This window comes from Gottfriedia endophytica, assembly GCF_017814275.1.
Lineage (GTDB): Bacteria > Bacillota > Bacilli > Bacillales > Bacillaceae_G > Gottfriedia > Gottfriedia endophytica.
Genome location: NZ_JAGIYQ010000001.1, coordinates 1 through 21,118, shown reverse-complemented (window position 1 = coordinate 21,118; position 21,118 = coordinate 1). Strand labels below are relative to the sequence as shown.

The 21,118-nt window shown below is 33.5% G+C and carries 23 protein-coding genes; 19 read left to right on the top strand and 4 right to left on the bottom strand.

Annotation, left to right across the window (positions count from 1 at the left end; genetic code table 11):
- The first annotated feature begins 5 nt into the window (after positions 1-5).
- From ybeY to J5Y03_RS00050, 14 genes are all read left to right on the top strand, one after another.
- Positions 6-476, top strand: a complete 471-nt coding sequence (gene ybeY, locus J5Y03_RS00115) for an rRNA maturation RNase YbeY (RefSeq protein ID WP_209401080.1) — start codon at positions 6-8, stop codon at positions 474-476.
- Positions 460-843, top strand: a complete 384-nt coding sequence (locus tag J5Y03_RS00110; protein ID WP_209401077.1) for a diacylglycerol kinase family protein — start codon at positions 460-462, stop codon at positions 841-843. The genes ybeY and J5Y03_RS00110 overlap by 17 nt, the downstream gene beginning before the upstream one ends.
- Positions 844-881: 38 nt before the next feature.
- Positions 882-1,292: a cytidine deaminase gene (locus tag J5Y03_RS00105; protein WP_209401073.1), complete on the top strand. Its 411-nt coding sequence runs from the start codon at positions 882-884 to the stop codon at positions 1,290-1,292.
- Positions 1,273-2,181, top strand: coding sequence for a GTPase Era (gene era / locus J5Y03_RS00100; RefSeq protein ID WP_209401070.1), 909 nt, complete (start codon positions 1,273-1,275; stop codon positions 2,179-2,181). The genes J5Y03_RS00105 and era overlap by 20 nt, the downstream gene beginning before the upstream one ends.
- Before the next feature lie 503 nt (positions 2,182-2,684).
- A complete protein-coding gene (locus J5Y03_RS00095) occupies positions 2,685-2,828 on the top strand; it encodes a YqzL family protein (protein WP_209401067.1) in 144 nt (47 codons plus the stop codon).
- A 30-nt stretch (positions 2,829-2,858) separates the two neighbouring features.
- Positions 2,859-3,638 carry a DNA repair protein RecO gene (gene recO, locus J5Y03_RS00090; RefSeq protein ID WP_209401065.1) on the top strand — a complete coding sequence of 260 codons (780 nt, stop codon included), beginning with the start codon at positions 2,859-2,861 and terminating at the stop codon, positions 3,636-3,638.
- Positions 3,639-3,753: 115 nt separating this feature from the next.
- Positions 3,754-4,392 (top strand): helix-turn-helix transcriptional regulator, encoded by a 639-nt coding sequence (locus J5Y03_RS00085; RefSeq protein ID WP_209401062.1) that lies wholly within the window; start codon positions 3,754-3,756, stop codon positions 4,390-4,392.
- 13 nt (positions 4,393-4,405) lie between these two features.
- The gene (locus J5Y03_RS00080; RefSeq protein ID WP_209401059.1) at positions 4,406-5,215 is read left to right on the top strand and encodes a pyruvate, water dikinase regulatory protein; all 810 of its coding nucleotides are present in this window, start codon (positions 4,406-4,408) and stop codon (positions 5,213-5,215) included.
- Between the two features lie 1,024 nt (positions 5,216-6,239).
- A complete protein-coding gene (dnaG, locus tag J5Y03_RS00075; RefSeq protein ID WP_209401056.1) occupies positions 6,240-8,054 on the top strand; it encodes a DNA primase in 1,815 nt (604 codons plus the stop codon).
- Between the two features lie 29 nt (positions 8,055-8,083).
- Positions 8,084-9,202 carry an RNA polymerase sigma factor RpoD gene (gene rpoD, locus J5Y03_RS00070; RefSeq protein ID WP_209401053.1) on the top strand — a complete coding sequence of 373 codons (1,119 nt, stop codon included), beginning with the start codon at positions 8,084-8,086 and terminating at the stop codon, positions 9,200-9,202.
- A 316-nt stretch (positions 9,203-9,518) separates the two neighbouring features.
- The gene (locus J5Y03_RS00065) at positions 9,519-10,058 is read left to right on the top strand and encodes a hypothetical protein (protein WP_209401050.1); all 540 of its coding nucleotides are present in this window, start codon (positions 9,519-9,521) and stop codon (positions 10,056-10,058) included.
- A gap of 149 nt (positions 10,059-10,207) precedes the next feature.
- Positions 10,208-10,582: a cytochrome c550 gene (gene cccA / locus J5Y03_RS00060; protein WP_209401044.1), complete on the top strand. Its 375-nt coding sequence runs from the start codon at positions 10,208-10,210 to the stop codon at positions 10,580-10,582.
- A 451-nt stretch (positions 10,583-11,033) separates the two neighbouring features.
- Complete coding sequence (locus J5Y03_RS00055; RefSeq protein ID WP_209401035.1) at positions 11,034-11,738, top strand: tRNA (adenine(22)-N(1))-methyltransferase; 705 nt, start codon at positions 11,034-11,036, stop codon at positions 11,736-11,738.
- Positions 11,735-12,856, top strand: a complete 1,122-nt coding sequence (locus J5Y03_RS00050; RefSeq protein WP_209401032.1) for a Nif3-like dinuclear metal center hexameric protein — start codon at positions 11,735-11,737, stop codon at positions 12,854-12,856. The genes J5Y03_RS00055 and J5Y03_RS00050 overlap by 4 nt, the downstream gene beginning before the upstream one ends.
- A 53-nt stretch (positions 12,857-12,909) precedes the next feature.
- Here J5Y03_RS00050 and J5Y03_RS00045 read toward each other — a convergent pair whose 3' ends face one another.
- Positions 12,910-13,854 carry a 4-hydroxy-3-methylbut-2-enyl diphosphate reductase gene (locus J5Y03_RS00045; protein ID WP_209401025.1) on the bottom strand — a complete coding sequence of 315 codons (945 nt, stop codon included), beginning with the start codon at positions 13,852-13,854 and terminating at the stop codon, positions 12,910-12,912.
- Positions 13,855-13,932: 78 nt separating this feature from the next.
- The gene (vrrA, locus tag J5Y03_RS00040; RefSeq protein ID WP_209401021.1) at positions 13,933-14,949 is read right to left on the bottom strand and encodes a VrrA/YqfQ family protein; all 1,017 of its coding nucleotides are present in this window, start codon (positions 14,947-14,949) and stop codon (positions 13,933-13,935) included.
- 212 nt (positions 14,950-15,161) lie between these two features.
- Between vrrA and J5Y03_RS00035 the strand changes: the two genes are divergently transcribed.
- Both J5Y03_RS00035 and J5Y03_RS00030 read left to right on the top strand, forming a co-directional pair.
- Positions 15,162-16,469 (top strand): DEAD/DEAH box helicase, encoded by a 1,308-nt coding sequence (locus tag J5Y03_RS00035; RefSeq protein ID WP_209402159.1) that lies wholly within the window; start codon positions 15,162-15,164, stop codon positions 16,467-16,469.
- A 123-nt stretch (positions 16,470-16,592) separates the two neighbouring features.
- Positions 16,593-17,486, top strand: coding sequence for a deoxyribonuclease IV (locus J5Y03_RS00030; protein ID WP_209401015.1), 894 nt, complete (start codon positions 16,593-16,595; stop codon positions 17,484-17,486).
- A 262-nt stretch (positions 17,487-17,748) separates the two neighbouring features.
- Here the strand turns inward: J5Y03_RS00030 and J5Y03_RS00025 are convergent, their stop codons facing one another.
- Together J5Y03_RS00025 and J5Y03_RS00020 are read right to left on the bottom strand one after the other, a co-directional pair.
- Positions 17,749-18,051 (bottom strand): hypothetical protein, encoded by a 303-nt coding sequence (locus J5Y03_RS00025; RefSeq protein WP_209401012.1) that lies wholly within the window; start codon positions 18,049-18,051, stop codon positions 17,749-17,751.
- Between the two features lie 530 nt (positions 18,052-18,581).
- Complete coding sequence (locus J5Y03_RS00020; protein ID WP_209401009.1) at positions 18,582-18,917, bottom strand: hypothetical protein; 336 nt, start codon at positions 18,915-18,917, stop codon at positions 18,582-18,584.
- A 238-nt stretch (positions 18,918-19,155) separates the two neighbouring features.
- Between J5Y03_RS00020 and J5Y03_RS00015 the strand changes: the two genes are divergently transcribed.
- From J5Y03_RS00015 to J5Y03_RS00005, 3 genes are all read left to right on the top strand, one after another.
- Positions 19,156-19,359: a helix-turn-helix transcriptional regulator gene (locus J5Y03_RS00015; RefSeq protein ID WP_209401006.1), complete on the top strand. Its 204-nt coding sequence runs from the start codon at positions 19,156-19,158 to the stop codon at positions 19,357-19,359.
- A 15-nt stretch (positions 19,360-19,374) separates the two neighbouring features.
- Positions 19,375-19,704 (top strand): hypothetical protein, encoded by a 330-nt coding sequence (locus J5Y03_RS00010; protein ID WP_209401003.1) that lies wholly within the window; start codon positions 19,375-19,377, stop codon positions 19,702-19,704.
- 274 nt (positions 19,705-19,978) lie between these two features.
- Complete coding sequence (locus J5Y03_RS00005; RefSeq protein WP_209401000.1) at positions 19,979-20,965, top strand: S66 family peptidase; 987 nt, start codon at positions 19,979-19,981, stop codon at positions 20,963-20,965.
- Positions 20,966-21,118: the final 153 nt, after the last annotated feature.

The window sequence follows — 21,118 nt, the reverse complement described above, 5'->3', positions numbered from 1 at the left end:
TTAACGTGAATCTAGAAATCGATTTTATTGATGAAACAAATGAAGTAACTGAGGAGCAAATGGAAGAACTTCAAAAGCTTGTACAATTTACACTAGAATTCGAAGGTGTAGATGGAGACGTTGAAATGAGTGTTTCGTTTGTTGATGATGAAAGAATACATGAAATTAATAAAGAGTATCGAAATAAAGACAGAGCTACTGATGTAATTTCGTTTGCCATGGAAGAAATGGGTGAAGGTGAAATTGAAATAATTGGAGCGGATTTTCCAAGAACATTGGGGGATATCGTTATTTCCATTCCAACAACAAAGGCACAAGCAGAAGAATATGGCCATTCTTTTAAAAGAGAGTTAGGTTTTTTAGCAGTGCATGGATGCTTACATCTTCTTGGCTATGATCATATGACAGAAGAAGAAGAAAAAATTATGTTTACAAAACAAAAGGATATTTTGGATCAATATGGGCTCGGGCGATAATTTTGCGAAGAATACTCTTTTAAAAAGTTTCTTTTATGCATTTAGCGGAATTTATAAAACTGTCTTAACAGAACGTAATTTTCGAATCCATATGTTAGCTGCTATATTTGTTACCTTCTTAGGTTTCTATTTTCAAATAAAACGGATTGAGTGGATCATTCTTGTCATCTCAATTGCATTAGTTATGGCGATGGAAATGATGAATACTGCCATCGAATCCATTGTTGATCTCGTCTCGCCGAATTACCATCCTTTGGCTAAAGTTGCAAAGGATGTAGCAGCAGGTTGTGTTTTAGTAACAGCAATAGCGTCAGTTATAGTTGGAGTTTTGCTATTTTATCCATACTTCTCTATACTACTTAAATAAGGATTCACATAAAATTCTTTCATTGGAGGTACTGTCAGTTGGATAAAAATCTTTTAATAGAAGAAGCAAAAAAAGCACGTTCACAAGCATATGTACCATATTCTAAGTTTCAAGTAGGTGCAGCTATTTTAGCAAATAATGGTGAGGTTATTCGTGGATGTAACGTGGAGAATGCATCATATGGTCTATCTAATTGCGCTGAACGTACAGCCATTTTTAAAGCAGTATCAGAAGGAAAGAAAGATTTTGCTGCAATTGCGATTGTAGCAGATACTAAGCGCCCTGTACCACCTTGTGGAGCATGCCGTCAAGTTATGGTAGAGTTTTTTGATGGAGACACTCCAGTGTATTTATCAAATCTACAAGGTGATATGGAGGAAACAACAGTAAAAGAATTGCTGCCAGGAGCATTTACACCGGAGGACTTAAATGAAAAAGGATCGTTTTAAATCAGGCTTTGTCTCAATTATTGGAAGGCCAAATGTAGGAAAAAGTACATTTTTAAATCGAGTGATCGGCCAAAAAATTGCCATAATGAGTGATAAGCCACAAACAACACGTAACAAAATTCAAGGTGTGTATACAGAAAATGATGCACAAGTTGTTTTTATTGATACACCAGGAATACATAAGCCTAAGCACAAGCTAGGTGACTTTATGGTTAAAACGGCACAAGAGTCTATAAAAGACGTTGATGCAACATTATTCATGATCAATGCTAACGAAGGTCTTGGTCGTGGTGATGAATTTATTATTGAAAAGCTTCAAGGTACAAAAAGTCCAGTTATTTTAGTTGTAAATAAGATTGATACAATTCATCCTGATGAATTGTTCAAAATTATTGATAAATACAAAGACTTGTACCCATTTGCAGAAATTGTTCCGATCTCTGCACTGCAAGGGAATAATGTAGATCGACTTTTAGATGTTGTTAAGAAATATTTACCTGAAGGTCCGCAGTATTATCCTGCTGATCAAGTAACAGATCACCCAGAGCGTTTTATTATTTCGGAGTTAGTTCGAGAAAAAGTTTTACATTTAACGAGGGAAGAAGTTCCTCATTCAATTGCAGTTGTAATTGAACAAATTGAACGTCGACCAGAAGGAAATGCGATTTATGTAAATGCTACGATTATCGTAGAACGTCCTTCTCAAAAAGGGATCATTATTGGAAAACAAGGTAGTTTGCTAAAAGAAGTTGGGAAACGAGCACGACTTGATATTGAAAATTTACTTGGTACGAAAGTATTTCTTGAATTATGGGTAAAAGTTCAAAAGGATTGGCGTAATCGCATGTCACAATTACGTGATTTAGGATTCCGTGAGGATGAGTATTAAAAAAGGCTACCTGAAAATAACATCTTAATAGACAATCATTATAGGATGAATTCTTTATTTTCAGCGTAATGGTGTGAACTTTATTAGCATGGATGTCTCTTATTTAAAAGATTGTAGTTTTACGAAAGGCTCTTTTTTTAAGATTGTTGCTATAAGGTTATGTAACTTTAAAGACAGAAGATGATTGGAACGGAAGGATGCTCGACTCCTGTGGGAATAGCGGGAAGGCTGAGACCCCACAGGAGCGTATGCGACGAGGAGGCTCAGCTCACGCCCCTAGGAAAGCGAGCATCCCTACGTTCTAATCAACTTATCGCATTCTTAAATAGCAACAAAGTTTACGAAAAATCCTTAAAAGAAAATTTGGGGAAAGTCAAGTTTTTTAGAAAAATTTTAAACACATGAAAACGGGGAGAGAAGGTCATCTTAATAGTAAGCTGGGAAATAAATTAGCTAAAGGTAATACGCAATGAGTGGTACTATTCTTGAAAGGTGGTTTCTCAATGTTGAATTTTACCTGGGATGTCTTTTCAAAAAGTGGAAATGTCGAAACATATCTTCTATTTAAGGAGCTTGAACAAGATATAGCTGATCTGAAAAGTTACATTGAAGAAGAAATAGCTGATATTGATTCCCCGCAAACTTAGCCTTCTTTCCATTTTTGGACGGTGAGCTAAATGCTACAACGTGTAGAAGGGATTGTCTTACGGACAAATCCGTATGGAGAATCAAATATAATTTTGACATTACTTACAAGGGAATTAGGTAAAATAGGAGTTGTGGCAAGGGGGGCAAAGAAAACAAATAGTCGTCTTGCATCTTCGTCACAGCTCTTTACATACGGAAGTTTTTTAATACAAAAAGGATCTGGATTAGGTACCTTAAGCCAAGGTGAAATTATTCATTCATTTCGTGATCTCAGGGAGGATTTAGTTGCAACTTCTTATGCATCTTTACTTGTGGAATTAACGGATAAAGCAGTTGAAGAAAAAAAGAATAATCCATTTTTATTTGAATTGCTCTATCAGTTACTAAACTATATGAATGAAGGTACGGATGCGGAAGTGTTGGCGTATATTTATATGACAAAAATGATTCCAGTTCTTGGTTTACATCCTTTCTTTGATGAATGTATAAACTGTGGCTGTAGTGCAAATGATTGCCTATTTGTATCATTTTCCGTTAAAGAAGGCGGATTCCTATGTCAAAAGTGTCAACAAATCGATAACTATAGTTTTAAAATTAGTGAAAAAGTAGTCAAGTTACTTCGTTTATTCTATCATTTTGATGTTCACAGACTTGGTAAGATTGAAGTAAGTGATGGAACAAAGAAACAACTCCAGAGTTTATTATTTGCCTATTATGATGAATATAGTGGTATCTATTTAAAATCTCGAAAGTTTCTAGAACAACTAAATACAATGCATCAATTTATTTCTGAGTTAAAAAAGAAATAAATTGGTCATAAAAATGAAGGAAATGTGTTATTATATTTCCTTCTTTCTTTTTTATATTTGCAAAATAGTATATAATATTTAGAAGATAGTATAACATAGTTTGGCTAGTTAGGCGGTGATTAAAATCGAATTGACAAAAAGGCAAGAGCAGATCATCGAGATTGTCAAAAATAAAGGACCTATTACAGGAGAAAATATAGCAGATCTATTAGATTTAACGAGAGCAACTTTAAGACCTGATTTAGCGATATTGACAATGATAGGATACTTAGAAGCACGTCCTAGGGTAGGCTATTATTTTACAGGCAAAACAAACGATACACAAATTCTTGAAAAAATTAAAAAGCTATCAGTTGAAGATTTTCAATCCATACCTGTAGTTGTAGATCGTAACTCATCGGTATATGATGCGGTATGTGCAATGTTTTTAGAGGATGTTGGTACATTATTTGTGGTTGATCAAAACTCAGTCCTTGTGGGAGTTCTTTCTAGAAAGGATCTATTAAGAGCGAGTATTGGTTCAAAAGATTTGCAAACGCTACCTGTAGATATTATTATGACTAGGATGCCCAATATTACGATTTGTTATAAAGAAGATAGTATTTTTGAAGTAGCAAAAAGTTTAATTGAAAAACAAATCGATGCAGTACCAGTTGTTCGTGAAAGCCCAAATGGTCTTGAAGTAGTAGGACGTTTTACAAAAACTAATTTTACAAGAGCACTTGTTGATATTGTGCAGAATAAATTGTATTAAAAGGGGTGAGCGAATGAGTAATACAATTGTCTATGCTGTATCTGATTCAGTAGGAGAAACAGCTGATCTAGTAGTAAAAGCTGCCATCAGTCAATTTCATCAAAAAATTGAAGTTAGACGAGTTCCTTATGTTGAAGATGTTGCTACATTAAAAGAAATTGTTCATATCGCAAAAGAGAATAATGGAGTCATTGTCTTTACATTAGTGAAGCCTGAAATGAGAAATGCACTAATAGAAGAAGCGAAAGCAAATGAAGTAGTAGTATATGATGTGATTGGACCTTTAATTGAAACGATTGCATTAAACAGTAATTTAGAACCGAAATATGAACCAGGCATTGTTAGAAAGCTTGATGAAGATTATTTTAAACGAATTGAAGCAATTGAATTTGCAGTAAAATACGATGACGGACGAGATCCGAAAGGGATAGAGAAAGCAGATATTGTCTTAATTGGTGTGTCTAGAACTTCTAAAACTCCACTTTCTCAATATTTAGCACATAAAGGATATAAGGTGGCTAATGTTCCGCTAGTTCCTGAAGTTGATCCTCCTGAACAAATATTTGGAGTACCGAAAGAAAGATGTTTTGGTTTAATGATCACACCTGAAAAATTAAATCATATTCGAAAAGAAAGATTGGCTTCTTTAGGATTACATGATGGAGCTAGTTACGCTAATCTAAAACGAATTGAAGAAGAGCTTCAGCATTTTAGAAAAGTTGTCGATAAAATTGGTTGTAAAGTAATTGACGTATCAAGCAAAGCTGTAGAAGAATCTGCAAACGTCATTTTAAATCAATACATGAAAAATAGACATATCTAATTAAAAGATGTGTCTATTTTTTAGTCTGTTTTCTAAAAGATTTTATTAAAGAGAAATTTATTAATAATAAAGTTGATTGGAGCGGAAATCAACTAATCTCATTGTGACAAAGCAACAACATATACTAAAATAGCCATTTTTTAATTAGGTTCTTTTCTAAAAGATTGTTACTTTTGAGAATTTTTATTTTAAAAACAGAAGTTGATTGCAATGGAAGGTGCGAGGCTCCTATGGGAATAGCGGGAAGGCTGAGACCCCACAGGCTTGCCGAGGAGGCTCAGCTCACGCCCCATGGAAAGGGAGCAACCTGGAGTTGTAATCAACTAACGCATTCTAAAAATAGCAACAATATATACGAAAACTGCTATTTTTTAATAAATTTAACAAATAAAAAAATCTTGCGTTTATGAGTGCTTTTTAATGGATTTCAGCGCGTAAATAGATTATAATAAAAAATTGTATGAAAACAATCAAATTTAGGTTTAACTTTTTAAACTTACGAATAAACTAGGAATATGTGTGTTAAGTATTTTTTAGGAAGCTTTGATTAGAAGTATTCAGTCGATCTTCGTACATAAAACAATTTTAAGTAAAAAGGATTTTTATGAAAGAATGTAGAAATAACATTTATGCAGAAAATAGCCCTATAAGATTATGCTGATACTTTTCCAGCTTAGGAAAAAAGATTGATTGCAGTAATTAATCTGAGAAGGCAGTTTTTTATCAAAACGTATTTTTTTATTTCTTTCAAAGTAATAGTAACAATTTAATTGTTACAAAACAAATTACATTTGCTTTTTTATTTAAATTGTAAATCCACAACTAGTTTAATTCATTCGAGTATGGATTGTTAATCAAGTACCAAGAGAAACTCGTGTTCTTTCAATTTAAGTTGACAATATTTTAAATATGAGAATTCATTTCATTAAAAATGAAAAATTCTACAAAAAATAAAAAAATATTGTCGAAACTTGAAGGAATACGCTGAGTTTTATCGAATAAAATAGTATATGGAGCTGTCGTTATGGGAAACAGAATTCCCGATGAACTAGTTGAGAAGGTTCGTCAATCAGTAGACATAGTTGATGTAGTAAGCGAGTATGTTCCATTGAAAAAGCAAGGAAGAAATTATTTCGGCCTATGTCCATTTCACGGAGAAAGCACACCTTCATTTTCTGTTTCACCTGAAAAGCAAATTTTTCATTGCTTTGGATGTGGAGCAGGGGGGAATTCATTTTCATTTCTAATGCAACTAGAAGGAATTAATTTCCAAGAGGCAGTGCAACAACTTGCTGAAAAAACGAATATTGATCTACCAATTGATCAAACAGACATCGTTCAGAATCCACAATCAACTGAGCAGGCAGTTATGTATGAAGCTCACGAATTTGTAAAAAAGTATTATCATCATCTTTTAGTTAATACAGAAGAAGGCAAAAAAGCATTTGACTATTTGCAAAGTAGAGGTATTACGAAAGAAGAGATAAAACAATTTGAAATTGGTGTAGCGTTAAATTCATGGGATGCTGTCACTAAAGTGCTACAAAAAAGAGGCTATCCAATGTCAATAATGGAGAAAGCCGGCTTAGTTGCTCGAAGTGAAAAAGATGGATCATATTACGACCGTTTTAGAGATCGTATTATTTTTCCAATTCATAATCATCAAGGGAAAATTGTTGCTTTTAGTGGGAGAATAATGGGTGAAGGATCACCAAAATATTTGAATAGCCCAGAATCAACAATTTTTCATAAAGGTAAGCTTTTTTATCACTTCTATCAGGCGAAAAATGCAATTCGTAAAAAAAATAGAGCTGTACTAATGGAAGGCTTTGCTGACGTTATTGCTGCTTATCAAGCAGGTGTTACAGAAGCCATTGCAACAATGGGAACAGCATTGACAGAAGATCAAGCAAAAATCTTAAAACACACTACTGAGCAAGTCATTTTATGTTATGACTCTGATAATGCTGGTATAAACGCAACTGAGAAAGCTGCAAACGTGTTACAAAAGGAAGGCTTTACAATAAAAGTTGCTACTTTACCTGATGGATTAGATCCTGATGAATACGTAAGAAAATTTGGTGTAGATAATTTTCAGAGTGCTATTATTGATGCTAGTGTATCATTAATGAGTTTTAAAATGCAATATCACCGAAAAGGCAAAAATTTTCAAGATGAGACTGTTAAATTTCAATACATAAATGAGATGCTACAGGAAATTAAAAAATTGCCTCAATTAATTGAGCAAGATTATTATGTAAATGCATTAGCAAAGGAATTTTCAATCTCTGCAGATGCATTAAGAAGTGAATTACAACAATTTCAAAATCAAAATCAAAATCAAAGCTCTAATAAAAATGTTCAAAGGAATTATGATCGCAAAAACGATTATTCAACTAGCACACTTCTACCAGCACATCTTAAAGCTGAACAAATTCTTTTAGCACACATGCTAAATAGCAATGAAGTTACAGAGAAGGTTCAAATCCAATACAAAGGTTTATTTTATAATCAAGAACATTCAGAAATTATTATTCATCTTTATGCATATTATGAAGATGGAAATGAACCTAATATTAGTAAGTTTATGAATTACCTTCCTTCAAAAAGGCTTCAGGATGTTGTAGCAAGAATAGTAAATGTACCAGTTGCACCAGATTTGACAGACCAAGAGCTTAAGCATTATTTAGATGCTTTAAACAACTATGATAAACAACAGCAAATAAAAGAAAAAGAAGTAGACTTAAAAAAAGCTGAACGTGAAGGTGACTTTGTCAAAGCTGCGACCATTCTACAGCAAATCACTCAGTTAAGGTCTAGCATGAAATATGTTAAATGATTCGCGAACTTTTGGTAGGAGGGGAACATATGGCTGATAAATCGGCTCGTTCTAAAGAAATGGAAAATGAATTAACACTTGAGCAAGTAAAGGCACAATTAATCGAACATGGTAAAAAACGTGGTGTGTTAACATACGAAGAAATTGCTGACCGCTTAAACAGTTTTGAAATTGACTCAGATCAATTAGAAGAATACTATGAACAACTAGGTGAACAAGGAATCGATTTAGTTGGTGATGCTGATGATGAACCAGGAGTTCGCCAATTAGCGAAGGAAGAGGAATTTGACTTAAACGACTTAAGTGTTCCTCCAGGAGTAAAAATTAACGATCCAGTTCGTATGTACTTAAAAGAAATCGGCCGAGTAGATCTTCTATCTGCTAGTATGGAAATTGAACTTGCAAAGCGGATTGAAGAAGGCGATGAAGAAGCAAAACGCCGTCTTGCAGAAGCAAACTTACGACTTGTTGTAAGTATTGCTAAACGTTATGTTGGCCGTGGTATGTTATTCCTTGATTTAATTCAAGAAGGAAACATGGGTCTAATTAAAGCGGTTGAAAAATTTGATTACCGTAAAGGTTACAAATTTAGTACGTATGCAACTTGGTGGATTCGTCAAGCAATTACTCGTGCAATTGCTGACCAAGCAAGAACAATCCGAATCCCAGTTCATATGGTTGAAACAATCAATAAATTAATACGTGTTCAACGTCAATTATTACAAGACCTAGGCCGTGAACCATCTCCTGAAGAAATTGGAGAAGAAATGGATCTACCACCAGAAAAAGTTAGAGAAATCCTTAAAATTGCTCAAGAGCCAGTTTCATTAGAGACACCAATCGGTGAAGAAGATGATTCACATTTAGGTGACTTTATTGAAGATCAAGAAGCAACTTCTCCAGCAGAACATGCTGCGTATGAAATGCTAAAAGAACAATTAGAAGATGTATTAGATACATTAACTGATCGTGAAGAAAACGTTCTTAGATTACGTTTTGGACTGGATGACGGTAGAACAAGAACACTTGAAGAAGTAGGAAAAGTATTCGGTGTAACACGTGAACGTATCCGTCAGATTGAAGCAAAAGCATTACGCAAGCTTCGTCATCCGAGTCGTAGTAAACGACTTAAAGATTTCTTAGAATAGAATAGTTATATAAAAAGTTTACTTCTTAAAAAAGGAGTAAGCTTTTTTTTGTCGAATAAAGAAAATAGGTAACAAAATGCAGGAAACAAGTTACAGGTAACAAAGAAAAACAAGGTATTAAGGAAACGAGTAACAGGTAACAAGGTATTAAGGTGCTTTCGTTTTTCGTTCTAAAGTAATGAAAAATGTTCACAATTTATACAAAAAATCAAAACGATTGTCCATACACAAAAATGTCGAATGATGTTATTGTATTAAATAAGCTGGATTTTTTTGAATCTTTAAAATTCTACTCCTATATTTTGGAGGATAATCAATGGATGAACAAAGAAAACAAATTATATTAAAAGAAATAAACTTTTGGAAAGAAAGTAGAATGCTTCCAGAACAATATTGTAATTATTTGCTTACAATTTATTCAGAAGGCAGCAACTTACAAACAGAGAAGGTACAAACTAAAGTAAGAAGTAATATACCGATTTTAGCAATCTTATGTGTGCTATTTTTACCAATATCTGTTTATGTACTTTATTTTACAGAATTGTCTTTAAATTTGCAAATATTCATTTTAGGCTTAATTCTAGTAATTACTACTCTTTTTATGATTAGATTGACAAAAAAACAAATAATTTGGCGGCATTTATCATATTGTGTATTCGCATTTCTTTGTTTAGAAATTAGTATTGAATTATTTAGTAGGATCTTTAAATTAACAACAGTAGGGTTTGGGGTTATTCTTTTATTAAATTGTTTAATTTGGATCTTAATTGGTTTAGTAAAAAAACTAAATTATTTTGTTATATCAGGAATTGCATGTTCTATCATTTTTATAGCATATGTTTTTTTCACTTTCTAAGTGGAATATAATCTAATTAGTTTTTCTTTTAAAACTATTTTAAAAATAATAAACTTTGTACTTTTTTTATTGTTTTTAATCGTTTACAATAATAATGTTATAATAATTTATTTTTTTGGTAATTGGGGATACATAAGGGGGATTTTTTTATGAAACGTAATCCGTTAATTCCTTTTGCTTTGATTGCTGCAATTGGAATCGTACTAATCATTATTCTTGGTTTTAAGGGTGTAGACCAAAAGAAAGAAATTGCAGCTGCTAAAGACGGAGGCAAAAAAACTACTGAGACAGCGTCAGCTAAACCAGAAGATATTTATAAAAATACTTGTATTGGATGTCATGGTGATCAAATGCAAGGTGGAGTAGGTCCAAACCTACAAAAAATTGGTGGCCAATTAAGCCAAGATGAAATTAAAAACATTTTACAAAATGGTAAAACAGGTAAAATTGGAACAATGCCTAAAGGATTACTTCCAGCTGAACAAGTGGATGTAATGGCAAAATGGCTTGCATCTAAAAAATAAAATGTTTTGAGAAAAAGATCTTATCTTATGATAAGGTCTTTTTTACATTTTTCCATTAGTTTGCTACACTGTTTAAGTAAATAATGAGTTTTAGAAATTGGCTTTGTTAAAAGTTTATTGTTGAGAATAAATCTTTTCTAAAGGCTCTTTTTTAAAAGATTGTTGCTTTTGAGATTTCAAGGCAGAAGTTGATTCGGGCGGAAGGTGCGAGACTCCTGTGTGATAGCGGGAAGGCTGAGACCCCGCAGGCTCGCCAAGGAGGCTAGATCACGCCACGCGGAAAGGGAGCATCCTGGAGTTGTAATCAACTACGCATTCTAAAGTATCAACAATCTATACGAAAACAGCCTTTTGAAATACGAGAAAAGTCTACGAATAGAAAGTGGATCTTAGCGAGTATCAACAATCTTGTTTAACAAGGACTAGAAATAAATATAAATATGGTGATGAAATGAACGAATTAAATTTATCAAAAAGATTGAAAAACGTAGTAAATTATATTCCAAATAATTCAAAGCTAGCGGATATTGGATCTGATCATGCATACTTGCCATGCTATGCGGTTTTAACAAATCGTTGTCACTCTGCAATTGTCGGTGAAATTACTGAAGGACCATACAAATCTGCATGTGCAACGATTAGACAAAGTGGCTTAGATGGAAAAGTAGAGGCTCGTAAAGGTGATGGGTTAGAGGTCCTAAATCCGAATGAAGTAGATGTCATTACGATAGCTGGTATGGGCGGTTCCTTAATAACTAGCATTTTAGATAGTGGAAAAGAAAAATTAGAGGGAGTAGAAACGCTTGTTCTACAACCAAATATTGGTGCTCATCAAATACGATATTGGTTAAAGGATCACAACTGGTCTTTAGTTGATGAGGATATTCTTGAAGAAGATGGTAAGATTTATGAAATACTTGTTGCCAAAAAATCTGTACATAAAAATCCTTTTTCTTCAGAAATGGAGAAGGAGTTATTTATCGGTCCTTATTTAATTCAGAAGAAAAATGAGGCTTTTTTCAAAAAGTGGAAGCACGAAAAACAAAATTATGAGAGAATCTTACATCAATTAGAATCAGCTCAACAAACGGAAGAAACCATCCAAAAAGTAAAAGAAATACAGTTGAAATTACAATGGATTGGAGAGGTGCTTTGATGAAATCTGTAAATGGTCATCAAATTATTCAACAGTTTGAGGCATTATTTCCAAAATACTTAGCAGAAGAAGGAGATCCAATTGGTTTACAAGTTGGTTCTCTTTCTCAAAAGGTAAATAAAGTATTAATCGCGTTAGATGTTAATAAAGCTGTTATTGAAGAAGCGATTGAAATAGGTGCAAATTTAATTATTGCCCATCATCCAATTATTTATCGTCCACTTAAAAAAATCGTTATAGATAATGAAGTTGGACAAATTTTTCAGCTATGTTTAATGCATGATATTTCGATTTATGCAGCTCATACGAATGTAGATTGTGCTGAAACTGGAGTAAGTGATTTTCTTGCAGAGGCTTTAGAATTACAAAGTACAAAGGTTTTAGCTCCAACTTATGTTGATAAACTTGTTAAAGTGGTTGTTTATGTTCCTAAAACACATGAAGAGCAAGTGCGTAATGCACTAGGAATTGCTGGAGCAGGTCATATTGGTAATTATATCCATTGCACGTTTACTTCTGAAGGATTAGGTACATTTATGCCGATGGAGGGAACAAATCCTTTTATTGGAGAAGCGGGCAAACTTGAAAAGGTAGAAGAAGTTAAAATTGAAACAGTTATTGTTAAATCTAAGCTGAAACAGGCTATTAGCGCTATGAAAAAAGCTCATCCATATGAAGAAGTTGCTTTTGATACTTTTGAGTTAGAAAATGACGGAGTATCTTATGGTGTAGGACGAATAGGTGAAATAGCTCATGAAATGACTGTCGAAGAGTTTGCTCATTTTGTAAAAGAAAAATTAGACTTAAAAGGTGTGCGTGTCGTAGGGAATTTAACTGATAAAGTAAAAAAAGTAGCAGTTGTTGGTGGAGATGGAAATAAGTTTGCTTTCCATGCAAAACGACAAGGTGCGGATATTTATATCAGTGGAGATATTTATTATCATGTTGCCCAAGATTTCAAAATGGAAGGTCTAAATATAATAGATGCAGGGCATAACATTGAAAAAGTAATGAAAAATGGTGTGAAAAAATTATTGGATCAAAAATTAGAGAGAGAAAAGTTATCTTGTGAAATTGTTGCTTCTTCGATTGATACTGATCCATTTATATTTATTTAGAAGGCTCTGTTAAAGGTTATTGTCTCATAAAAAAAATCGCCCGAGGGCGATTTTTATTTTTTTTCACGAACTTTAGGTAGAATTTTGCTGATTTCAACTTGTGATTTTCTTTCCCATGTTGAAGGGTTAGATGGATCATAGTTTTCTAAAAACTCGATGACTTCCCTTGTAATAGGTGTAGGTGTTGATGCACCAGATGTTACGGCTATCGTTTCAACACCTTCAAGCCATTCTAATTGTAATTCACTAATATCTGAAATTCGGTATGCTTTTGTATCAGCAATTTCTTTAGAAACTTGTGCTAAACGTTCAGAGTTATTACTTTTTGGGTCACCTACAACAATGGTTAAATCTGCTTCTTTAGCTTGATCAGCAACAGCTTCTTGGCGTACTTGAGTAGCTAAACAAATTTCTTTATGAACATGTGCAGTTGGGAATTTTTGTAAAGAAAACTGGATCAGCTCTTGTACATCCCATTGGCTCATAGTTGTTTGGTTGGTAATGATAATTTTCTCTGTTGGAATCGTAAGTTCCATAATATCTTCTTTTGTTTGAACTAAATGGACAACCTCAGGAGCAATACCTACAGCCCCTTCAGGCTCTGGATGGCCCTTTTTACCAATGTAAATAAAATGATAGCCATTTTTCATTTGCTCTTCTATTAAATCATGTGTTTTTGTAACATCCGGACAAGTTGCATCAATTGTCATTAATCCTTTTTTGATGGCCTTTTGCTTCACTTCTGGTGAAACTCCGTGTGCCGTAAAAATGACAGTACCTTTGTCAATTTTGTCCAAAATATCTAATCGGCTATGTCCATCTAATGTAATAATACCTTCTTCTTCAAATGCATCAGTGACATGTTTATTGTGAACGATCATCCCTAATATATAGATCGGTCTTGGTAGCGATTGGTCTCTAGCAGCGTTACGTGCTATAACCATTGCATCTACAACGCCGTAACAGTATCCTCTTGGGGTCACCTTTAAAACCTTCATAAAAAGACCCTCCTTATAATTTTATACGATCATTTTCTATTATAAAGGAGGGACCATATACTATTCAAAGAAAAATGTTTAAATAAACAATTTTGGCCTACTTTGTTGTCCGTTTGAATTTTTATCTCTTTTCTTATTACGTAAACTATTGTCAGTTGATGATTCTTGGGAAGAAATTTCATCAAGTTTATTTTCTGTCTCATTATTTATTTCTTGGTTGTTCGTAAGAAGTTTTTTTTCCTTCTTGTTTTCATCCTTCTTTTTATTATCTTTTGTGTTCGTTTTTTTTTCTGTATCATCCGTATTGACAGCTTTGAAAATACGGTAAAGAGAAGGGAAATTACGAACAATTGGCCCATACTGTTGTATCATAGGTGTTACTTGCTGTGCTGTTTGCACTGCTTTCTGCATATGTCCGATTACGCCAGAAAATGAGGTGTCTCCTCCTAAAAGTCGAGAAAAAATACCAGGCGTAGAACTACCACTTTGACGCTGCCCTGTCATTGGAAACTGGTTTTGCTGAATCATTTTAGGTGATTGAAAAGAATTCTGCGCTTGTTGGATAGGAGCTTGGTTTTGAAACGGATTCTGCGCTTGTTGGATAGGAGCTTGGTTTTGAAACGGATTCTGCGCTTGTTGAAAAGGAGCTTGGTTTTGTAAAGGGTTCTGTGTTGGTTGAAAAGGAGCTTGGTTTTGAAACGGATTTTGTGCAGGTTGAATTACTGGTTGATTCTGAAAAGGTACAGGTTGTAATAATCTATTTTGTTGAACATATTGCTGATATGCATTTGGTTGTGGTTGTGGTTGTTGAAAAGTTTGAGGAGTAAACTGTTGGATTGGCTGGTCAAATGGTTGGTCAATTTGCTGAAATTGTTGTACTTGTTGTTGATTCTCCCCAGAATAAAATTCAAACTGGTTAGGAAATTGTTCATATTGTTGTGAATAAGGTTGGATTGGTTGATCAAAAGGTTGAGGAAAAGGCATAAATGGTTGTTGGTATCCACCATTTTGACCCGGACCAAATTGAAAAGGGGAATTACCGTTCATTGTCTGCTGTTGCCGACGCTTATTTTTTAACTTATCAAATATCCCCATAATGCACCCTCCTTTTCTAAAATATCATTAATATCTAGCCTATGCATTTACTTGTAAATTGGTTAGTATAGGACAATCAAAAATATACGAAACTAAAATAAGTAAGAATGATTAGCTTTTATTAGTCAATATGATGTATAATGAATAATTGTAGCTATCAAGGGACGTTAATATAAGAAGAATAAACAGAAAGTATTAAAAAAGAAGGTGTTATAATGACAACTACATTTAAAAATTATCAATTTAAGCCATTTATTATGGATGCGATAGAAAAAAATCATTTTACAGAACCAACAGAAATTCAGAAAAAAATATTTCCACTAATTAAAACAGGTAAAAGTATTATTGGACAATCACAGACGGGTTCTGGTAAAACTCATGCTTACTTAATTCCAACGATTAATACACTTGATGCATCTATAGATCAAGTTCAAATGGTAATTACAGCTCCAACGCGTGAGTTAGCTACTCAAATTTATAAAGAAATTGAAAAAATCATCGACTGCTGTCCAGAAGATGAACAACTTACTGCTAAAGTGTTTGTTGGAGGTACTGATTATCAACGAACAGTAGAAAAATTAAAAAAACAACCTCATATTGTGGTTGGTACAGCTGGTCGAATAAAAGATTTAGTAAATGAAAATGCATTACAAGTGCATACGACAAAATATTTAGTTATAGATGAAGCTGATCTAATGTTAGATATGGGATTCATTCATGATGTTGACCAAGTAGCAGCGAAAATGCCTAAAAACTTACAAATGCTTGTATTTTCAGCAACAATCCCACAAAAGTTAAAGCCTTTTATGAAAAAATATATGGAAAATCCAGAGCATGTTCATATTGATCCAAAACAATTGGCATCTCGTCAAATTAAACATATTATTGTTCCAAGTCGTCATAAGGATAAAACAAAAATAGCGAAGAATATTTTATTAAGCGTTCAACCGTATTTAGCGATTGTCTTTACAAATACAAAGAAAAAAGCTGAAGAAGTAGCTGATCAATTAGCAGCTGAGGGATTAAAGGTTGGTCGTATTCATGGAGATTTAACGCCACGCGAACGTAAAAAAATGATGAAGCAAATTCAAGATTTAGAGTATCAATACATTGTGGCAACTGATTTAGCTTCTAGGGGTATTGATATTGAAGGTGTTAGTCATGTTATTAACGTAGAATTACCTTCTGATTTAGATTTCTATGTACACAGAGTTGGGCGTACAGGTCGTGCAAACTTTGATGGAATTGCAGTTACAATTTATGACCAAGAAGATGAACAAGCATTAGATAAATTAGAAGATCGTGGAATTGAATTCGAACACAGTGAAATTAGAAACGGAGAATGGGTTGAATTAGCACCTCGTGCGAAACGTAAACTTCGTAAAAAGACAGACCGCAATTTAGATGTGGTTGCAAATAAAGCAATTAAAAAACCATCAAAAGTAAAGCCAGGTTACAAACGTAAATTAAATGAGCAACGTGAGAACTTCAAACAACGTGTAAAGAAGAAAACAAAATAATGAAAACGAAGAGTACTTTATGTGCTCTTTTTTTCTTGGAATTAAATAGAGGAATTCATTTTCCTTATTTTAATGACATCATGTTACAATAGAATGTATGAAAAATAGGTAGGAGTGAAAAAGATGTTACGAATTGGTTCGCATGTATCAATGAGTGGAAAGAAAATGTTATTAGCGGCAAGTGAAGAAGCTGCTAGCTACGGAGCAACTACATTTATGGTGTATACTGGTGCACCTCAAAATACAAGAAGAAAACCAATAGAAGAATTAAATATTGAAGCAGGACTTAAGCATATGGCAGAAAACGGGATAGCAGATATCGTTGTTCATGCGCCGTACATTATTAATATTGGTAATACAACAAACCCTTCAACTTTTGAGCTAGGTGTAGAATTTCTTCAAAAAGAAATTGATAGAACTGCAGCAATTGGTGCAAAACAAATCGTACTTCATCCAGGTGCGCATGTTGGAGCTGGTGAAGAAGCAGGGATTGCAAAAATCATTGAAGGACTAAATGAGGTTTTAACTGCAGAAACTCCAGTTCAGATTGCATTAGAAACAATGGCTGGAAAAGGTTCAGAATGTGGAAAGTCTTTTGAAGAAATTGCAAAAATTATGGAAGGTGTTCATTTTAATGACAAGCTATCTGTATGTTTTGATACTTGTCATACGAATGATGCAGGATATGATATTGTAAATGACTTTGATGGAGTATTGGCACAATTTGACAATATTGTAGGGCTAGACAAGCTGAAAGTTATGCACATTAACGATAGTAAAAATCCAATGGGAAGTAGAAAAGACCGCCACGAAAATATTGGCTTTGGTCATATTGGATTTAAAGCATTAAATTACATTGTCAATCATCCACAGTTAGTGAGTATTCCAAAAATACTTGAGACTCCATATGTAGGTGAAGATAAAAATAACAAAGTTGCACCGTATAAACTTGAAATTGAAATGTTACGTAACCAAGAGTTTAATGAAAATCTTATCAACCAACTATTAAATAAGTAAAGTCAAATTTTGAGACAACTTTAGTTCAGAATAAAAAATTACCTCAACTCTATAAAGAGATGAGGTAATTTTTTTGTTAAGGAATTAATAGCTCAATGATACGGGTAATAATATTGTAAGCTTCTGAACTCAAGTGTTAATCGATATCCTGCTTCTTCATACGATTTGTCAAGATCGAATAATTGTTATTCGTGTTCTTTTATCTCGTGCAGAACAGGATAGTAAAAAGCACGATCTGTAAACTTTCAGTATTTGTTTTTTCTTATGGAATTACAACTTCTACCATTTTTTTATTTTTAGTATCCTTAAACAGAGATACGATCTTTCCATCTTTTTTTCGTTTTACAAGTTCTGTATTACGTATATGCTCTTTATCTTTATGGTCAAAAAATAACAAATCAATCGTAACAGAATGTGCTTTGTCACGTTCAATTAAACTACCTGCGATGTTTCTTGCGAGATCGTGACTTGAATCTGTTGATTCAAATAAATGTTTGAATCTGACGTTCTTGTTAGTTAATTTGTCTACATACTTAATTTCGTAATGTAAGTCATGTTTTGTCATAAGTTCACTCTCCCTTAAGTTTGTCGAATATAAAAGTTGGTATTCAACTTTACATTAATATATAACATTTTCATGCAAAGATTTATTAGAATCCTTTCATATGAGAGAGTTTTAATCATGTGTATATTAGAGTTTTAATCTTATGTATAACAGCAAAAATTCGGTCAAATAAATCCATTAATTTTGAAACAATTCAGTGCATTATGATTGTTTTTGTTTGCGAAATTAGATTTAGCAACGCAATAAAAAAATCTTCAAATTGAAGATTTTGTAATTAGTATTTAAGAGGAAATTCCTTTTGTTTAAGGCTGTTTTCGTATAAATTGTTGCTATTTCAATATGTGTAAGTTGCTTTCCACTCCAGGATGCTCGCTTTCCTAGGGGCGTGAGCTGTGCCTCCTCGTCGCATACGCTCCTGTGGGGTTTCAGCCTTCCCGCATCTCCCACAGGAGCCTGGCACCCTTCCGTTCCAATCAACTTCTGTCTTTTAAATTACAAAACCTATAAGCAACAATCTAAAATAAACCTAATTATGCTAATACACGTTTATATAAAGTAATACTATACGTACCACTTGATGCTGCAGGTACAGTAATTGAAAATTCAGTAGGCTTAGTCACTGTGCGACCTACTGAAAAACCAATTGGAGTTATAAATTCGAGACAATCAGTTGTTGTAATACAGCCACATACTGTCCCGTAACTTACAGATGAATTAGAAATTTCAAAAGTTCCTTCAAAATATGCCCCCGGAGATGCTGACCATACTATTTGAGTAATATCGTAAGTAGACGCACTGAAATTACCTGTAATTGTTTCCTGAAATATGTGAACTGGAGGGGAGGAACTATGAGTTGGATTTACCACACTAGACCATTCCTTTCAGACACCTGAGTTATATGCCTATATTGCTATTAAATGCACGTTTTCACATTTTGTTACATAATAAAGAATACTTTGACTGAAATTTGTTTGAAAATGAGTTCTTTTAGAGATGTGAGTTTCTCATAATCAACTTTGATAAAATGATGTAAAGATATCTTTACAAAACGGAAGAATTTATATAATGTAAAAGTAAAGATATCTTTACAAAATGGGTGAAAAAATGAGTGTTAAAAATCGGATTAAAGAATTAAGAACAGAATCTCAAATTACACAAATTCAAATGGCGAAGGATTTAAATGTTACAAGGCAAACAATTGTTGCAATTGAAAACAATCATTACAATCCTAGTCTAGAGCTTGCTCTAAAGTTAGCGCGCTATTTTAATACTACAGTAGAAAATATGTTTACATTAGAAGGTGAATAAAGGGGAGGAGTAAAGATGAAATTAAGAAAACAAGATGAAATGGAGCAATTACATGTAGGAAAAGCAGCTAAGAATACTTTCGTGTTTTATAATATTTGCTTGTTGGGATTGTCAGTATATGGACTTATTACAGCAAATCACATGGGGAATGCCTTTTTAGTTTTATGTTTAGGTAATGTCGTTTTCTATGGAAGTTTAATCATTCAGCGGCGGAAAATTGAAAAATTAGAAGAAGAATATGTAAAGTCTAATGACATTAAAAAGTTTTTTAAGAGAAATCGTTATATACTTTGGACAGTATTTTACATAATTATTATTGTCATTATAGGGTTATTGGTAAAGTAGAGACTTACATCTTAAACAGATGAGTCTTTTCTGAAGGGTCTTTTCTAAAAGATTGTTGCTTTTGAAATTTAAAGACAGAAGTTGATTCGGGCGGAAGGTACGAGACTCCTGTGGGAATAGCGGGAAGACTGAGACCCCGCAGGCTTGCCGAGGAGGCTGAGCTCACGCCCCACGGAAAGCGAGTATCCTGGAGTTGTAATCAACTAACGCATTCTAAAAAAAGTAACAATGTATACGAAAACAGCCTTTCTAAAAAAGGAGTGTATTTCAAGTAATGTTTCCGAAAAAATTGAAACAAGGTGATGAACTAAGAGTAATATCACCATCACGGAGTTTAGAATTAATTGATGAACAAACTCAGGCTTTAGCTATAAGTAGACTTGAACAATTAGGATTAAGTGTAAGCTATTCAAAACATGCGAAGGAAATAGATGAATTTAAATCTTCTTCAATTCGTTCAAGGATAGAGGATCTTCATGATGCATTTAAAGATCCTAATGTAAAAGGCATTATTACAACATCAGGTGGATTTAACTCAAATCACCTCCTTGATTATATTGACTACGACTTAATTAAAGCGAATCCAAAGATTTTTTGTGGTTTATCTGATATAACAGCAATCCATAACGCAATTCATTCAAAAACTGGACTAGTAACCTATTATGGTCCGCATTTTTCATCATTTGGAATGGTAAAAGGAATAGACTATACTTTGGACTATTTTAAGCAATGTTTGTTTGAGAATGAACCATTTAATGTATCTCAGGCAAAAGTATGGAGCGATGATGCATGGTTAAAAGATCAAGAAAATAGACAGTTTCATACTAATGAAGGGTACCTTGTTATAAATGAAGGAGAGACAGATGGAAAATTAATAGGTGGCCATCTCGGTACACTTATTCTTTCATTAGGAACAGACTATACCCCTGACTTAACTGACTCAATTTTATTAATAGAAGAATGTAATACATGTGGTCCTTCAGCAATTTTTATGTTCGAAAGATGGCTTCAAGCGTTAATTCACCAACCGGCTTTTAAAGGTGTTAAAGGGTTGATCATAGGTACATTTCAAAGAAACTCAGGTTTTAATCAGGAGCTATTGATTAAAATAATTAAATCAAAAAGGGAACTTGCACATATACCTGTTATCGCAAACGCTAGTTTCGGTCATACAACTTCACGCTTTACTTTCCCAATCGGTGGATTTGGCAAATTAACGGCAAGGAATGAAAAAGCTGAATTTTCGATTGTGAAATACTAATAAATAAATTAAATAAGCTGTTTTCGTATGCATTGTTGCTATTTCAGTATGTGTAAGTTGATTGGAACGTAGGGATGCTCGCTTTCCTAGGGGCGTGAGCTGAGCCTCCTCGTCGCATACGCTCCTGTGGGGTCTCAGCCTTCCCACATCTCC

What these genes read in the sequence shown, in the direction of transcription:
- recO (WP_209401065.1), top strand. Translation starts at nt 2,859, where the DNA reads ATGCTACAACGTGTAGAAGGGATTGTCTTACGGACAAATCCGTATGGA.
- vrrA (WP_209401021.1), bottom strand. Translation starts at nt 14,949, where the DNA reads ATGGGGATATTTGATAAGTTAAAAAATAAGCGTCGGCAACAGCAGACA.
- J5Y03_RS00095 (WP_209401067.1), top strand. Translation starts at nt 2,685, where the DNA reads ATGTTGAATTTTACCTGGGATGTCTTTTCAAAAAGTGGAAATGTCGAA.
- era (WP_209401070.1), top strand. Translation starts at nt 1,273, where the DNA reads ATGAAAAAGGATCGTTTTAAATCAGGCTTTGTCTCAATTATTGGAAGG.
- J5Y03_RS00110 (WP_209401077.1), top strand. Translation starts at nt 460, where the DNA reads ATGGGCTCGGGCGATAATTTTGCGAAGAATACTCTTTTAAAAAGTTTC.
- cccA (WP_209401044.1), top strand. Translation starts at nt 10,208, where the DNA reads ATGAAACGTAATCCGTTAATTCCTTTTGCTTTGATTGCTGCAATTGGA.
- J5Y03_RS00010 (WP_209401003.1), top strand. Translation starts at nt 19,375, where the DNA reads ATGAAATTAAGAAAACAAGATGAAATGGAGCAATTACATGTAGGAAAA.
- rpoD (WP_209401053.1), top strand. Translation starts at nt 8,084, where the DNA reads ATGGCTGATAAATCGGCTCGTTCTAAAGAAATGGAAAATGAATTAACA.
- J5Y03_RS00030 (WP_209401015.1), top strand. Translation starts at nt 16,593, where the DNA reads ATGTTACGAATTGGTTCGCATGTATCAATGAGTGGAAAGAAAATGTTA.
- J5Y03_RS00025 (WP_209401012.1), bottom strand. Translation starts at nt 18,051, where the DNA reads ATGACAAAACATGACTTACATTACGAAATTAAGTATGTAGACAAATTA.
- J5Y03_RS00045 (WP_209401025.1), bottom strand. Translation starts at nt 13,854, where the DNA reads ATGAAGGTTTTAAAGGTGACCCCAAGAGGATACTGTTACGGCGTTGTA.
- J5Y03_RS00005 (WP_209401000.1), top strand. Translation starts at nt 19,979, where the DNA reads ATGTTTCCGAAAAAATTGAAACAAGGTGATGAACTAAGAGTAATATCA.
- J5Y03_RS00055 (WP_209401035.1), top strand. Translation starts at nt 11,034, where the DNA reads ATGAACGAATTAAATTTATCAAAAAGATTGAAAAACGTAGTAAATTAT.
- J5Y03_RS00080 (WP_209401059.1), top strand. Translation starts at nt 4,406, where the DNA reads ATGAGTAATACAATTGTCTATGCTGTATCTGATTCAGTAGGAGAAACA.
- J5Y03_RS00015 (WP_209401006.1), top strand. Translation starts at nt 19,156, where the DNA reads ATGAGTGTTAAAAATCGGATTAAAGAATTAAGAACAGAATCTCAAATT.
- dnaG (WP_209401056.1), top strand. Translation starts at nt 6,240, where the DNA reads ATGGGAAACAGAATTCCCGATGAACTAGTTGAGAAGGTTCGTCAATCA.
- J5Y03_RS00065 (WP_209401050.1), top strand. Translation starts at nt 9,519, where the DNA reads ATGGATGAACAAAGAAAACAAATTATATTAAAAGAAATAAACTTTTGG.